The 14,353-nt window shown below is 42.8% G+C and carries 15 protein-coding genes; 4 read left to right on the plus strand and 11 right to left on the minus strand.

The window, feature by feature from the left end; all coding sequences use genetic code 11:
* The first annotated feature begins 11 nt into the window (after positions 1–11).
* On the plus strand, positions 12–1,577 hold the full coding sequence (locus L0B18_RS02660) for an N-acyl-D-amino-acid deacylase family protein (protein WP_234567612.1): 1,566 nt from the start codon (positions 12–14) through the stop codon (positions 1,575–1,577).
* A 23-nt stretch (positions 1,578–1,600) separates the two neighbouring features.
* Positions 1,601–2,848 carry an alkaline phosphatase family protein gene (locus L0B18_RS02665; RefSeq protein ID WP_234567614.1) on the plus strand — a complete coding sequence of 416 codons (1,248 nt, stop codon included), beginning with the start codon at positions 1,601–1,603 and terminating at the stop codon, positions 2,846–2,848.
* Here L0B18_RS02665 and L0B18_RS02670 read toward each other — a convergent pair.
* The 4 genes from L0B18_RS02670 to L0B18_RS02685 all read right to left on the minus strand — a co-directional run bounded on the left by L0B18_RS02670 (position 2,845) and on the right by L0B18_RS02685 (position 5,121).
* Positions 2,845–3,297, minus strand: coding sequence for a hypothetical protein (locus tag L0B18_RS02670; protein WP_234567615.1), 453 nt, complete (start codon positions 3,295–3,297; stop codon positions 2,845–2,847). The two genes, L0B18_RS02665 and L0B18_RS02670, sit on opposite strands and share 4 nt — an antisense overlap.
* A 75-nt stretch (positions 3,298–3,372) precedes the next feature.
* Complete coding sequence (locus tag L0B18_RS02675) at positions 3,373–4,284, minus strand: hypothetical protein (RefSeq protein ID WP_234567616.1); 912 nt, start codon at positions 4,282–4,284, stop codon at positions 3,373–3,375.
* Positions 4,281–4,841, minus strand: a complete 561-nt coding sequence (locus tag L0B18_RS02680; protein WP_234567617.1) for a DUF6932 family protein — start codon at positions 4,839–4,841, stop codon at positions 4,281–4,283. The genes L0B18_RS02675 and L0B18_RS02680 overlap by 4 nt, the downstream gene beginning before the upstream one ends.
* Positions 4,842–4,941: 100 nt before the next feature.
* The gene (locus tag L0B18_RS02685) at positions 4,942–5,121 is read right to left on the minus strand and encodes a hypothetical protein (protein ID WP_234567618.1); all 180 of its coding nucleotides are present in this window, start codon (positions 5,119–5,121) and stop codon (positions 4,942–4,944) included.
* Between the two features lie 135 nt (positions 5,122–5,256).
* On the opposite strand from L0B18_RS02685, the gene L0B18_RS02690 reads away from it, so the two are divergent.
* Together L0B18_RS02690 and L0B18_RS02695 are read left to right on the plus strand one after the other, a co-directional pair.
* A complete protein-coding gene (locus L0B18_RS02690) occupies positions 5,257–6,129 on the plus strand; it encodes an SDR family oxidoreductase (protein ID WP_234567619.1) in 873 nt (290 codons plus the stop codon).
* Positions 6,129–6,641, plus strand: coding sequence for a DinB family protein (locus L0B18_RS02695; RefSeq protein ID WP_234567620.1), 513 nt, complete (start codon positions 6,129–6,131; stop codon positions 6,639–6,641). The genes L0B18_RS02690 and L0B18_RS02695 overlap by 1 nt, the downstream gene beginning before the upstream one ends.
* Before the next feature lie 106 nt (positions 6,642–6,747).
* Here the strand turns inward: L0B18_RS02695 and L0B18_RS02700 are convergent, their stop codons facing one another.
* From L0B18_RS02700 to L0B18_RS02730, 7 genes are all read right to left on the minus strand, one after another.
* A complete protein-coding gene (locus L0B18_RS02700) occupies positions 6,748–7,995 on the minus strand; it encodes a hypothetical protein (RefSeq protein WP_234567621.1) in 1,248 nt (415 codons plus the stop codon).
* Positions 7,992–8,675 carry an ABC transporter ATP-binding protein gene (locus L0B18_RS02705; RefSeq protein WP_234567622.1) on the minus strand — a complete coding sequence of 228 codons (684 nt, stop codon included), beginning with the start codon at positions 8,673–8,675 and terminating at the stop codon, positions 7,992–7,994. Before L0B18_RS02705 ends, L0B18_RS02700 begins: the two co-directional genes overlap by 4 nt.
* Positions 8,676–8,841: 166 nt before the next feature.
* Positions 8,842–10,065 carry an ABC transporter permease gene (locus L0B18_RS02710; RefSeq protein WP_234567623.1) on the minus strand — a complete coding sequence of 408 codons (1,224 nt, stop codon included), beginning with the start codon at positions 10,063–10,065 and terminating at the stop codon, positions 8,842–8,844.
* Position 10,066: 1 nt separating this feature from the next.
* Positions 10,067–11,287 (minus strand): ABC transporter permease, encoded by a 1,221-nt coding sequence (locus L0B18_RS02715; protein WP_234567624.1) that lies wholly within the window; start codon positions 11,285–11,287, stop codon positions 10,067–10,069.
* 229 nt (positions 11,288–11,516) lie between these two features.
* Complete coding sequence (locus L0B18_RS02720) at positions 11,517–12,272, minus strand: outer membrane lipoprotein-sorting protein (protein ID WP_234567625.1); 756 nt, start codon at positions 12,270–12,272, stop codon at positions 11,517–11,519.
* Positions 12,259–12,837 carry a TetR/AcrR family transcriptional regulator gene (locus L0B18_RS02725; RefSeq protein ID WP_234567626.1) on the minus strand — a complete coding sequence of 193 codons (579 nt, stop codon included), beginning with the start codon at positions 12,835–12,837 and terminating at the stop codon, positions 12,259–12,261. Before L0B18_RS02725 ends, L0B18_RS02720 begins: the two co-directional genes overlap by 14 nt.
* 183 nt (positions 12,838–13,020) lie before the next feature.
* Positions 13,021–14,289 carry a hypothetical protein gene (locus L0B18_RS02730; protein ID WP_234567627.1) on the minus strand — a complete coding sequence of 423 codons (1,269 nt, stop codon included), beginning with the start codon at positions 14,287–14,289 and terminating at the stop codon, positions 13,021–13,023.
* Positions 14,290–14,353 lie beyond the last annotated feature (64 nt).

A 14,353-nucleotide genomic window follows, 5' to 3' on the forward strand; every position in this document is an offset into this window, starting at 1 on the left:
CTTTATCGATCATGACATGTGATAAAAGAATTCTCACTCCCTTCGCTCTAATTTTTGTTTTCCTGTTCTCCTGCTCCAAACCGACTCAATCCCAAACCGAGTTCGACCTCCTCATCACGAATGCTAAGATTGTAGACGGAACCGGATCAGAAGCTTTTTCCGGTAATATCTTGATTGATGACGGAATCATCCAAAAAGTGGGAGCGTTTGATACGGATACCATTCAAGCTGTTCAAACTATTGATGCAAACGGCCGCGTGGTTTCATCCGGTTTTATTGATACGCACTCGCATGGCAATCCGATTGAAACGCCCCGATTTGATAATTTTCTTTCGATGGGAGTCACAACCATCAGCCTGGGGCAAGATGGAAACAGTCCGGCTACTGAAAATCTGTCTGAGTGGATGGATCAGGTGGACTCGATTGGAACCGGGCCGAATATCCTTCACTTTATGGGCCATGGAACACTCCGGCGATTGACGAATACTCCCCAACAACCCATACTTGCAGATGCAAATTTAGAAGCGATGGTTGGCCTGATGAATAATGCAATGCAGGCCGGATCCTTTGGTCTGACCACTGGCCTTGAGTACGAATCCGGTCGGTATGCTACAATGCCAGAACTGGTGGCATTGGCTGAATCTGTAGCCAATCACAACGGATTGGTGATGAGCCATGTTCGCAGTGAAGATGACACTGAAATTGAAGATTCTATCCGTGAATTGATTGAGCAGGGGAAAAAATCAGGCGCCAACATTCAGGCCTCACACATTAAAGTTGTATATGCAAATAATCCGACCCGTGCTGAAGCTGTTCTGCAATTGATGAATGAAGCTCGCGAAAAAGGAATTCAAATTACGGCTGATGTTTATCCTTATACGGCCAGCTTTACCGGAATCGGGATTGTGTTTCCCCATTGGGTAACGCCCGCTAATTTCAATGAAGTAAAAGAATCGCGGCGTACCGAACTGGAAGAATATCTTCGCAATCGAATCGCCATGCGAAATGGCCCCGAAGCCACGCTTTTCGGAACGGCTCCCTGGGCAGGAATGACACTTGCGGAAGTGGCCGATTCTCTTAACAAACCATTTGAAGATGTATTAATTGACGATATTGGTCCTACAGGAGCCAGCGCAGCCTATTTTGTGATGAATGAAGAAGTAATGAAACGCTTCTTACAAGATCCTCATGTGATGGTCAGCTCCGATGGCAGTCCAACCATGCGTCATCCCCGGGGATACGGCAGTTTCGCCAAAATCATTGATAATTACGTGAATACAGAATCTGTGTTAACGCTCGAAGAAGCCATTCATAAAATGACTGGACTTCCTGCAGAAATACTTGGTTTGTCCGATTCGAACCAGGTTGAAATTCCACGCGGACTCCTTCACGAAGGCTTCGCCGCAGATCTTCTGATTTTTACCCCACAAAACATCAACGATACAGCCGATTTTGAAAATCCTCATCAATACGCCGAAGGATTTGATTGGGTGTTTGTGAATGGAGAGCCTGTGATTGAAGAGGGAGAACGAAATGAAATTCGTCCAGCGGGTATCATCAGAAAAATATCCAAATAACGGTTACCGCTATTCTTCTAATAATGAACCGATTTAAAAGTATTCTCCTTTTTTATTCATTTCTATTTCTTTGCGCAGGCTGCTCCGGCACAGATTCCCATCCTGAAAAGAAAACCATTTTTATTTTGGTGGATGGAATTTCCGCTGAAGTCATCGAATCCGTTGAAACGCCAAATCTTGATTCGATCATTGCCGCCGGATCGTACAGCCGGGCGTACGTCGGAGGTGAAGTGGGTGGATATTCCGAATCGCCTACAGTTTCAGCGGTTGGCTACAATCATCTTTTAGCCGGGGTGTGGTCGAACAAACACAATGTGTATGACAATGACATCGAAAACCCCAATTACAATTATTGGAATATATTTCGGCTTTTTAAAAATCAATATCCGGAAAAGAAGGTTGCCATCTTCTCCTCCTGGACGGATAACCGTACAAAACTGATCGGGGAGAAACTTCCTGAAACCGGTAATTTCGAAATGGACATCGCCGTTGACGGGCTGGAGCTTGATTCTCTTAACTATCCTCACGAAGACGGATATATCCAAAAAATTGATGATGAGATTTCAAAGCAAGCTGCGGAGAGTTTAGCGAATGAGTCTCCCGATCTTTCCTGGGTGTATCTCTGGTATCCAGATGATACCGGCCACAATTTTGGTGAAACGGAGGAGTATTTTGAATCAATCCGGGTGGCTGATCAACAAATCGAGAGAATCCGGAAAGCTGTTCAGGAGCGTGAGAAGAATTACAACGAGGATTGGTTGATGGTTGTGACCACCGATCACGGCCGCAGTTTGCCGGACGGAAAGGGTCACGGCGGCCAAAGTGAGAGAGAACGAACCACGTGGATCGCAATCCATGCGGATAATCTGAATTCCTATTTCCATGAATCCAAACCGGCCATGGTGGATATTTACCCGACCATTGCGAGACATATGGAAATCGATATTCCGCCACATATCCAAAGGGAACTGGATGGGGTTCCTCTTACGAATGAAATTTCCATTTCGGACGCCTCCGCAGATTTTAACCCGGAAAATCAATCCATCTCACTGAAATGGAAGTCATGGGAAAATAGCGGAAACGTAAATATTTACCTGACAACGACGAATCATTTCAACGCCGGAGAAAAGGACTCTTATACACAGGTTGCCGATGTACCTGTCTCCTCAGAAGAAGCAATTATTGATGTAAGAGATCACTCATCAGAGTTTTACAAAGTAGTTTTGGAAGCTCCGAACAATACCTTAAACCGCTGGGTCATCGTGAATTAAATCCCTTTGAAAAGCTGACTCAGATCAAGGGATTTCAACTGCTTTTTACTGGATACAAGTGACAAGTACGTTACAGCGAGTGATTCTTTCCCAAAACCCAGAACCGTACTCACCAAACCGAAGGATCGCGGATATTCTGCCGGATCGGTTTTTTCGGTGATTTTCTCCCAGATCACTTCCTCCAAAACGTTGAAAGCCGTGTGAACTTCATGCAGGTCAAAATGCTGGCGATATCTCTCGTTCGCAATTTTTTCGGCAAACTCTACCATGGGAATCAGGTTTTTGGTACGGATACATTCCACGGAAATATCAAAAAGGCGGGTTAATCGCTCCCTGTTCGTCTCTTCATCGCTTTCCCTGTAATGCTTCAGCGGACTTCGGGCAAGTCCCTCGGTGGCCAATGCTAAAATACTCTCTCGTTCTTGTTGCAAAAAATGATGTAAATGCATCTTTCATCTCCTGTTGTTAATGATTGCACTCATTAAAACGTTAGGAGAGTTTGATGAAGATGATGTGAAAGTCAGTTATTCAAATATCTCAAGTAATTCGTAGTTTATTTTTTCTTTTCCTGTCACAAATTTAGTTCGATGCTTTTGCAAATGTAATTCACATGTTTCATTGAGAAACTTTCGATCATACTCAATTAATGTTTCTTCATCAAGATCAGGATTTATAAATCCTGATCTTTTTTTTCCAGAAATTGTCTGTATTTCAAATTTGCCAGAGTCCAACAAAATACCTCGCAGTATACCTGTTAAAAAAACATCCTCAGATTCATCACTAGTCTTAGTTACTCTTTGGTAAGCCTCTGCTACCTTTGGTTCCTTAATTTCAAGACCTAGATCATGACACTCTATTTTTAACATTGAATTTTCGTCATATAATTCTTCTAAGAAGTTTTTTAAATGAGATAAGTTACGTTTTGGGGTGTTTTCAATCGCTTTTTCAAATGTATTGTCATCTATAGAAGTATCTTGTATTAATTTTGCAACATTTTTCATTGCTTCAGTCATATCTTGAGCATCAAATAAGTCTTCAGACTCAATCTGACTTAGTTCTACTCCAAAAGACCCAATGGGAAGCGCTGTTAAATATAAATCACTTGCTATGCCTTTCTTTGGAGCACCTCTTTTACCAACTTTTCCAAAGCGAATTAAAGCTGCTTGGGTTCTTACCATTTCTTGAAATGGCTTCAGTGTTTTACCAAGAAAAGTAGATTTTATGCCCATTGAACCCACGACAGCATCACCACTGAATAACAACCTTACTTTTGCCTCGTAACTTTCGGAGGAAAGCGATTTTAATTCGCTTTCTAACTCATTAAGCTTCTCCTTCAAGCTTTCAGCCATTATGGGATGATCAACAACCATTTCTAATAATCTTTCAGTATCGATTATTTGGGCTTTAATATTCTCTATTTTTTGGTAGAGGCTCATATCTGCAACTGATTTAAATAATCCATCGCATGCTTATCATCTATAGGTGTATTAAGTGAAATTCTTAAAATACCTTTCCATACCTTATTTCTGTTATGCGAGAATAGTTGAAGCCAATATCGCGTTGCTTCTACTGTTACATCTGGTTTAAAACTATAATCAATTGGATAATGATCAACATTAAATGATTGTTTAGACAATGCAGGATTAACAAATTCTGGAAATGATTGACGAATACTTGCTTGTTGTGACATATCTAGTTTTCCAAAAAATGTTACCACATCAATGTCATTTGGTGATCGATTCTCTGATACTTCAACGTTTTCAAGAAAACTTCCGTCTATCCATTGGAAACCATAAATGATTCCTAATTGATTCATTCTTTCACGAAAACTTATAAATCCTTTGAGGATCTCAATCCTTTTATAATTGATAGCAAACTTATGACAAAGTTCCAATATGCTGCATGAATAGGGGGATAAGTCACTACGATCTACTGGATTGCCTAAATGTGGTGGCAAAACATGATTATGATCAAAGTCAGGAATTGGACTCATGATAGTGATGGAATGATTTAATTATTGCTGTACCAATATGGTGATGAATTGCTTTGATTTTCATCAATTATAATCTAACACAATTGTTTTAACAAATTTACTACATAAACCGGAACACCCCGAAATTCTGTATTTCATAAAAATTCTCATCAAACGGACTCCATGACCAAAGGGTTTCGCCTTCATCATGATCAATTCTATAGAGGTGGGCGTGCCATATGCTATCGGATTTGGGGTAGATGTTCTTCAACAGATACATCAGGTTAAACGGAAAAAACATTTCAGACTATCCATAAATTGGGTTTAGTAGTTAACTTTCCTTTCAAAATAAATGGATTTCAAAAGAGGGAATTTGATCGAAAATTGATTTCTCTTTGTTATCCTTTAAAATTCATAAAAACAAAAACCATTTATTATGATTTTAATTACAGGAGCAAACGGACACCTGGGCTCAGCAGCAATCGATCAACTTCTTAAGAAAAATCCGGATGCGGATATTGCCGGATTGGTGAGAAGCGAAGAAAAAGGAAAAGAATTGAAAGCCAAAGGAGTGGAATTGAGGTTCGGGGATTATTTAGATCCGGCCTCTCTTGAAAAAGCATTTGACGGAATAGACGTTCTGGCATTTATTTCATCAGGTACGCTGAAGGACCGGCAGGCGCAACATAAGAATGTGGTTGATGCGGCGAAGAAAAAAGGAATCAGACACATATTTTATACCGGAATCAGCAAGGCAGACGAGCGGTTGAGTCCGCTTGCGTTTGATCACGATGCCACGGAAAAAATGATTAAAGACGCCGGCATTCCATTTACCATTTGCCGAAATACCATTTACCTCGAGTTTTTCCCTATGTTTTGGGGCAATGCGATTGAAACCGGAATGTGGACGTTTCCCGGCGGCGGTTACAAACAAAACCTTGCTCTCCGCTCCGAAATGGCTGAAGCCCTTGGAAATGCTCTGGCCGATCATGAAAAGCATCAAAACAAAATTTACGATTTTGCCGCCAGCCAGGCGTACACGTTTGATGAATATGCCGATGCCATGAGCGAGGCCGCCGGAAAGAAAATCACTTATACGGATGTATCGGTTGATGCATTCGTGGAACAACTGAAAAAAGCCGGACTGCCGGATGAACAGATTGGAATGACCCAGATTGTTTCCACACTTTTTGCCAATGGCGGCGCCCATCTTGAAAGCAACGACATGGCAAATCTTTTGGGACGCCATCCCAAAAACATCCTGAAATTCGTGAAGGAAGCTGTAACATCAAAAAATGAAAATAAGTAATGTCCAATTCAGCGCTAACCGATGAAATTATTGATCATGCTGTTTACCGTTTGAATGAAAATACTCCACGAATCAAAAAGTGTCTGGATCAATTGACGGAAGAAGAAATCTGGAAAAGGCCGAATGAATCCTCCAATAGTGTGGGGAACCTGATTCTTCATCTCTGTGGGAATATTACCCAGTATACAATCTCATCTCTCGGCGGCAAAAAAGACAGTCGCAAACGGGATATGGAGTTTGATACGAGAGGCGGTTATTCCAAAGCCGAATTGTTTGAGAAGTTGAGTTCAACGGTAGATGAAGCTGTTGAAGTCATCAAAAACCTGAATGAAGATGCCTTGATGAAAATTCGAAGCGTACAGGGATTCGAATATTCTGGCGTTGGAAATATTATTCACGTGGTGGAGCATTACTCGTATCACACCGGACAAATTGCATTCTGGACCAAACTGTTGAAGGACCAGGATTTGGGATTTTATGACGGCGTGGATTTGAATGCAAAGAATAAGTGATAAATGACGTAAGCCATTGCGAGCGAGTGTAGCGACCGCAGCAATCCTCAAACTTTTTGCCGGATGGAGATTACACCAAAAGCATCCCTTTGGGGTGATCACAAACTCAATAACTCCATTTCAACCGAAAATAGATGACATTTGGCGTTCTCACAAAATCAGAAAAAGCAGAGCCTTTCAACAACTGGGCAAGTACCATAAAATCAATATTATTCGACAGAGAATGGCTTACCTGAGGAATGAGAATCACCATTTTTTTTGTAAAACTGCCGAGTATTCCACCGCTGATAGTTGTTAAAGGAGTAAACGGATAGGAGGCATTGAAAAAATAACCTGTTTTGGAAATAAACAGATTATTCGCTGTGGGTGGCTGAGTGAGCTCAAACAGGCTGTTTCCCTGGTCATCATGCCCTCCATTGTATAAGAATTCCGTCTGAGCGTAAACGGAATTGGAAAACATGTAATCAAAACCTATGGTTGAAGTTATATTTCCCCTTTGATTTAGCAGATCTTCCTCGGGGCGGAAATAGGTTATTTCTCCTTTAAATCCGGCATCTTCAATATATCCGGCCCAACCAAACCCCAGCGCAACCTTGTCGAGATAGTGCCCGCCAATAAACTGCAGATCGTATTGATTCCAATTGGTCCGGTACATGCCGGCAATCACCATTTGCTCAAAATCATCAGCCATGCTAAACCCAACTTCAATACTTGATGCGAAATCGAGATTGTATATCAGGTTGGCCCCGTCTATTCCGGGACGTTCTTCGTAATCAAAATCAAGAAAAGCGTAGTTGTTGAACAGGTCATTCGGGTTCCATACATAAGTTTTCCCCCAGTTAATTCGCATGCGTCCTGCGTAGGCTTCAACAGGACCATTAAAATAACTGAGGTGCAGGCGGTCGATCTGGGAATGTAGCAATGATTTTCCATCATCAATCCACACCCAGGATAGATCCGCATAGTTGACATCCCTCTCATATAAAAATTCCAAACCCAGGGTATTTTCAACATTAAAGCCGTTTAGCAGACGGGTTCTGAGGTCTGCATTCAGCTCAAGATTTGGGGTGAATCTCCACTCAGTCTCAAACCTGTGATGCAAAATATTATCGTATCGTACGGTGGATAAGCTGTTACTTAATGATACCTGCCCCAGCTCTTTTAAATATCCGCTGATGTCCAGAAATTTTTCCTGGGCATGCGCTGTGAAAGGTGAGTGAATACAAAACAGAAAGAAAAGCAGGACAAGAATTTTCCTGTGAGACCTGGTCAACACTTTTAAAAAAATGGACTGAATTTCCGTCTCACCATCATCCTCGCTAAATTCTTCTTTGCATTGAAAAAAAGTACTCATCTTCGTTCATCCGAATCGATTTTGCCATCCACCAGTGTAACAACTCTCCTTGCACGATCAATAACCCGCTGATCGTGCGTAGAAAACACAAAGGTCATCTGTTCCCTTTCATTCAACTCCAGCATCATATCAAGCAATTCGGCTGTAGAAACAGAATCGAGATTAGCCGTTGGCTCGTCTGCTAATACAAATGCCGGCCTGGAAGCCAAAGCCCTGGCCACCGCTACACGCTGCTGCTGTCCGCCGGAAAGTTCGGACGGGCGTTTGTTGATTTTATCCTCCAGACCAACTTCTTTCAACAACTCAATGCTTTTTTCCCTGCATTCTTTGGAGGGACGGCCCTGCATCTGCATAATAAAAGAGACGTTTTCGAGAGCGGTTAGTACGGGGATCAGGTTGTACGCCTGGAACACAAATCCAATATGATTCAGCCTGAAATTGATCAGTTTTCGGTCTGATAATGTGCTTAAGTCTGTGTCCTGAATTAAAGCTGTACCCTCAGTTGGCTCATCCAATCCGCCAATAATGTTGAGAAGTGTGGTTTTACCTGAACCGGACGGACCCACAATTGAGGTAAATTCACCTTTCTCTATCGTCAGATCTACTCCGCGAAGCGCATGTACAGGAACCTGATCGGAGTTATAAACTTTCGTTAATCCAGTTGTTGATATGACTGACATGGCGGTTGAGTTACGGGTGGCGGGTTTTATGTTGCGGGATGAAACTTTGCCAATTCGCGGTTTTGTGTTTGATTGCTATTAATTGGCTCGCAACTGTTTTCATGATGACTTATCTGTTTGATTTCTGGTTACGCGAAACACACGACCCGTAACCTGAAACACGTTTTCAATTAAATTTCCTGATGGCCTGCACTGGTTTCAGTTTCAACGTTCGCCAGGCCGGATACAGCGCAGAAAAAAGCGCAGCTACAGCTATCATCAGCATAATGTTTACATAGTACGGCCACGATAACGAAGGATAAACCACCGTTCCGATTCCATACTGGTTTAACCCCTGTGCAAACGCGCTGAGATCAATTCCCACATTCCCGAAATAGGTGATACAAAGCCAGCTTATGAATAATCCAACCGGAGCCCCGACCATCGTCAGAAATACGGTTTCAATCATCACCATGCTGAATGTTCTTGCTTTGTTCATGCCAATGGCCCTCAGCATTCCAAGTTCGCGTGTACGTTCTAAAACGGCCATTAACATTGTGTTAATTATGCTGAATACTAAACCGATGATGATGATGATCATGACGATGTACAGTGTGAGATCCATCATATCAAAAGTATATCTCAAATCGGGGGCGATGTCTCTCCATGTTTTTACTTCAACATCGGGAAACTCCTCGCGGATCTGAGCGGCATATGTTTCAGCCATTGCAAGATCTTCGATATCAATTCTGATGTTGTGAATGGCATCCATATTTCCAAGCAGGCGATTGAGATCCTCCTGCAGTACAAAAACACTTCCTTCATCAATCTGGTCGACAAAACTATCATAAATGCCGGTTACACGGAATGCTCCTCCCGTGATGTCTCCGGTAACATCCTGGAAACTGAGTACCATTCTTGATCTCAAATCCAGATCGAGCCTTTCGGCCAATTTTATGCCGATGAGAATCGGGTTCCGAGCCGTGCTGTCCGGCATGGCGCCGGCTGTAATGTACTGTTCAATTGCTACTGATGTATCTGCGCCGACATCGATTCCATAAATGGTTACCCCAAAGCTGCTGTGCGGACTTTGGGCCAAACCGGTTGCCACACTTTTTGCGGAAATCCGTTCAACGAATGGTTCGTCCTGCAAACTTTGAATCAGTTCGTCTTTATCGGGAATGGAATATTTCGGATTATAAAGATCTCCAAACTGCGGATGCTCAATTTGAATATGCCCGATGTACAATTCGATCTGGTTCTGCAGGTAATCCTCCAGCAGGCCATTGAAAAAACCCGCACAAAAAATGCCCGCCCAGGTACCAAGCAGTACGGCAACGATCACGACCCCGCTGCGCGCCGGATTTCTCCAGACATTTTTCCACCCGAGTTTTATGATATTCACGACCATATCAGGACCTCATCGCTTCTACGGGATTTAACCTGCTGGCTTTAATCAATGGTATTACGCTAAAAATCAATGTGATGATAAACACGGTAACAGCCTGTGTATAGAACACAACCGGATCGGTGGAAAACTGCATGACCGCTTCCATTCCATAGGATTGATAAACTTCGGCGATATCTCCCGAAAACTGAATTGGATTGACATTGAAGTACCATGCGATTGGAATGGAAATCAGAATTCCAATCCCCGAACCGACCAAAGCCATTAACAAAATTTCAAAGGCCAGCATCACTGCAATAGCCAGGCGGGGAGTTCCTACGGAGATCATAACGCCAAACTCGTATGTGCGCTCGGTAATCATCATCAAAACCGTTCCCAGAATTCCAAAGCCAACCACGATGTACAAGATGGCAATCATGATTAACCCGCTTCCGCGATCGGCCTGAATTGTTTGAACCAATTCAGGCATCATTTCCTGCCATGCCATCACTTCAAATTCGTCCGAAAACTTAGTTTGCAAACGATTCACAGTCGTTTCTACCTGATCGGTATCTTCCAGGATGATGGAAAGAGCCGTTACACGATCATCCGCTGCAAGAAAATATTGTGCAGTGTTGAGGGGCAATACCACCAAGCTTCTGTTGAGTTCGGGATTTGGAAAAGCGATGGTTCCTCTGATTCTATACAAACCGGTAGCACTTTGTCCCCTGAATCCCTGGCCGATTAACACCAGGCTGTCACCGAGCTGAATGTCGAGCCGTTCCATTAATTCCCTGCCGAGAATGACCGATTGTTCGTCATTGCTTTCAAAATAGGTTCCGGATTGTATGCGCCGTTCGGGATTGCTTAAATATTTCTCTGCCTCCACATCAATTCCCATAATCATTGCCGGACGGCTCTGATTTTGACCCGCAGCCAATGCAAATGATTCAAGCCGGGGAACTACATTTTGAACGGATTCTTCTTCTTTGATTTTGGAATAGATGGAATCCGCAGCAATGAACGAATTATCCAGTGTTTTGTCATCCCAGTAGCCATCGGCATGAACCTGAATATACCCGGTGAAGGTGCCCACTGTATTTTCGATCATATCTGAATATTGCCCTTCCTGCATCGAGCGCATCACGGATGCAAGAAACACAGCCACGATAATAGAGAGCATCGTAATGATCGTGCGCCGTTTATTCCTCCAGATATTTCGCCAGGCCAGATTTAGGTATAGCATTTCAGAGTTCAGTTAGCATTTATCATTAAACAGGTAATTATACCTTCAATATCATTTAGATTTCTTTGTAAGGAATTTTCATTTCACTGTTCTTACTAATAGAGTGTGTTTAAAATTCAAATCTTATATAGTCATTGCGAATGAAATGAAGCAATCCCCAAACACTGTCCTAAACTATGAGATTGCCACGTCGTCACTCCGTTCCTCCTCGCAATGACTTTTGTAAATTCTATTGAACCCGCTTCATATTTTGGATGCTGAAAAACTGCTCGGACACATCGATTTCAAATTCAATATCATCATAAATAATGACTGTACTATGACCTTCATCATCCATCGGGTTCATTTCCATTCTTGTGGGGATTAAACGACCGCCCATCTCTTGTACTTCCGAGCCTGTCATAACCCGCAACATGTAATCGTCTTCATCAAAATATTCTGCCCGCAGATGAAGATAATCGTCTTTAGAAATGTAACTGACCACCCTTGCCCACACAATTGGAGCGTCGGGTTTCGGTATCATTTCAATTTTGTAACAATCGTACCCGTTAACCGTGCTGTCACCCAACATTTCATAGGTATAATCGGTTACAATGGAGGACTCCCGCACAAGGTCATTGTTTGAAAAATCTGATCCCATCCACGATTGACTCATCATAGACGGCGGCATTTTAATGGTACGGTTAACATCAGGCAGCCAGTTCCAGATTTCGTTGTTTCGCATCAGGAAAGCCGTACCCTCATCTCGGGCAGGAGCGGTAATCAGAATCATGCTGTAATCCTCACCCAGGCTCCAGCTTTTCATCGACACGCTTCGCTCCCAGCTCGGGCGAATAATTTGCATGGTGATTTCCGCGCGGGAGCTTTCGCCTTCCATTCTCTCATAAGCTTCCTGCACAATTTCCTGCGCTGTTTGCGCATAGGCTGAGAGTGTCATCAACCCAAATAAACTAACAGCGACAGCTACTTTTTTAATCAGGTACATATTCCTCCAGTATTTTTTGTTTCATCTCCTTTAACGGATAATGCTCTCCCATCGTCACACACCCCAACAGAATTCCGTCCATGATGGCCCCAAGTTGATAAGCTTCCAGTTTTGGCTGCTCATAACCCAAATCCCACATGATCTCTTTGTATAAATCCAACTGTTGTTCCTGAACTTTATCGAGCTTTGCTTTTAAACTGCTAAATGCTTCCGGTTGAAGTGCCAGGGATACCATCAGCCTTCCTGTGTTGCTTTCCGTCTCGATAAATTCGAATGTTCGTTCCAGGGTTTGGCGGATTTTATCGACGGGCGTAAACTCTTTTGGAAAATTTGTTACCGCCTCACCCAATTCTATCAACTGATCGAAGATCGCCTCAAGAATGTCTTGTTTACTATCAAAATAGTGATAGATCAGGCCTTTGGATATGCCGGCTTTTTTGGCGACGGCAGCGATACTTGTTTTTGCATATCCCTCATTGGCGAACAGTTTGAAGGCCGCGTCTATAATTTGATTACGGGTTTGCTGGCGGATCTCTTCGTTTTGCTCTGGTGTTCGTGGACTCATTTTTAATTGACTAAACGTTCAGTCAAAAATTTACGCATTAAAATCCATAAACCAAAGCATTCTGACTTTTTTGACAGCAGGATGATTTTACATGTGAGAAATGCTTCTCACCATCATCACTTAAGTCCTCAAAAACCATCGAAGAGTTTGGGACTAATTTTTTTCTATCCAAACGATCAGGTTTTAATTCCCAAAGAATTGAAGACCTGCTGTAAAACCGAGCCAAAGTTTAAAATTATGATCACCCCTGTCGGTATCTATAATGGAATACCAGGTGTAATCCTTCTCATCTTCTTCATCAGAAACGAGCAGGTTAAGAGTCGGACCGGCATAGATTCCAAATCCCCGGGTAATTTCCTTTCCAAGCATATACCTGAAGCTGTACATGCTGCTCTCCCAGATATCGTCATCTTCTTCCTGAATACTTTGAATGGTGAAATCCTTCATTCGGAAATATCCTCTGTAACGATCATTATTCCAGGCTTCCTCAAGCGGAGTATGGGCGCCGATTGACCAACCGAAACTCCAGAGATCCTCGCCATTGAGCGCTGAATTGTAACCAAGTGAAATCATGTTATAAATATCCATGGTTCCAAGTTTCAGCCCAAAATTTGTATAACCGCCATCATTCACCCAGATGTCAACATTCTTCCGTCCGTTTCCATATAAACTGACCAACCCAACGGGAACACCATCAAAATAATCGCCAATATTTACCAAGCCGATCTGAACACCCTCGGCCCTCTTCGCAACATTCGCAACCCCGGCTATCTGGATGCCCTGCATTTCACTCGCCACGTTTAAAATCCCTGCCATTGAGATGCCCTGCATATCGTTTGCAACATTCAGTACGCCGGACATCATAATGCCCTGGGCGTAGGCCGTGCTGAAATTCCCGATTCCCGACATCATAATTCCTTGCATATCTCCGGTGCCGGCATTCAATATTCCTGCTCCTTGAATTCCCTGGATATCGCCACCACCGATGTTCGCGATTCCTGCAAACTGAAGACCCTGGATGCCTTGCAAACCCGTATTAATCAAACCGGCAAACTGGAACCCCTGAACATATCCTTCTGAAATATTTCCAAGTCCGGCAAATTGAAGTCCCTGCATGTCTTCGCGTGCATAATTAACAAGACTGGCAAGATTCAATCCAGCCATATTTCCACCGGTGGCATTCAGCACTCCCAGTTGCAAACCCTCTGCATATTTTTTGTTGATATTTACAATCCCGATTTCATATCCATCCAAAGCGCCATGATAACCTACCAGGATGTTGAGAGAATATTTCGCCGAATACTCGTGGGCATCCAAACCATTTGTACTGAGACCGGGAACCAGAGTTACCCGGAATTTCCGGTATTTAAGATCCGGATCGTGCTGTGCTTCGGCAGTTTGTATTCCAACAAAACAGATGAGCAAAACGAGAATAGTAAGAACTTTTTTCATAGATAAATTTTTAATTCGATTTTATTCTTTTCCCTACGAAATTTCTGTGGCAGAGTTTTAAAAA

The organism is Rhodohalobacter sp. 614A, from assembly GCF_021462415.1.
Classification (GTDB): domain Bacteria; phylum Bacteroidota; class Rhodothermia; order Balneolales; family Balneolaceae; genus Rhodohalobacter.

What these genes read in the sequence shown, in the direction of transcription:
- L0B18_RS02690 (WP_234567619.1), top strand. Translation starts at nt 5,257, where the DNA reads ATGATTTTAATTACAGGAGCAAACGGACACCTGGGCTCAGCAGCAATC.
- L0B18_RS02700 (WP_234567621.1), bottom strand. Translation starts at nt 7,995, where the DNA reads ATGAGTACTTTTTTTCAATGCAAAGAAGAATTTAGCGAGGATGATGGT.
- L0B18_RS02710 (WP_234567623.1), bottom strand. Translation starts at nt 10,065, where the DNA reads ATGGTCGTGAATATCATAAAACTCGGGTGGAAAAATGTCTGGAGAAAT.
- L0B18_RS02670 (WP_234567615.1), bottom strand. Translation starts at nt 3,297, where the DNA reads ATGCATTTACATCATTTTTTGCAACAAGAACGAGAGAGTATTTTAGCA.
- L0B18_RS02695 (WP_234567620.1), top strand. Translation starts at nt 6,129, where the DNA reads ATGTCCAATTCAGCGCTAACCGATGAAATTATTGATCATGCTGTTTAC.
- L0B18_RS02725 (WP_234567626.1), bottom strand. Translation starts at nt 12,837, where the DNA reads ATGAGTCCACGAACACCAGAGCAAAACGAAGAGATCCGCCAGCAAACC.
- L0B18_RS02730 (WP_234567627.1), bottom strand. Translation starts at nt 14,289, where the DNA reads ATGAAAAAAGTTCTTACTATTCTCGTTTTGCTCATCTGTTTTGTTGGA.
- L0B18_RS02715 (WP_234567624.1), bottom strand. Translation starts at nt 11,287, where the DNA reads ATGCTATACCTAAATCTGGCCTGGCGAAATATCTGGAGGAATAAACGG.
- L0B18_RS02685 (WP_234567618.1), bottom strand. Translation starts at nt 5,121, where the DNA reads ATGTTTTTTCCGTTTAACCTGATGTATCTGTTGAAGAACATCTACCCC.
- L0B18_RS02680 (WP_234567617.1), bottom strand. Translation starts at nt 4,841, where the DNA reads ATGAGTCCAATTCCTGACTTTGATCATAATCATGTTTTGCCACCACAT.
- L0B18_RS02720 (WP_234567625.1), bottom strand. Translation starts at nt 12,272, where the DNA reads ATGTACCTGATTAAAAAAGTAGCTGTCGCTGTTAGTTTATTTGGGTTG.
- L0B18_RS02705 (WP_234567622.1), bottom strand. Translation starts at nt 8,675, where the DNA reads ATGTCAGTCATATCAACAACTGGATTAACGAAAGTTTATAACTCCGAT.
- L0B18_RS02665 (WP_234567614.1), top strand. Translation starts at nt 1,601, where the DNA reads ATGAACCGATTTAAAAGTATTCTCCTTTTTTATTCATTTCTATTTCTT.
- L0B18_RS02660 (WP_234567612.1), top strand. Translation starts at nt 12, where the DNA reads ATGACATGTGATAAAAGAATTCTCACTCCCTTCGCTCTAATTTTTGTT.
- L0B18_RS02675 (WP_234567616.1), bottom strand. Translation starts at nt 4,284, where the DNA reads ATGAGCCTCTACCAAAAAATAGAGAATATTAAAGCCCAAATAATCGAT.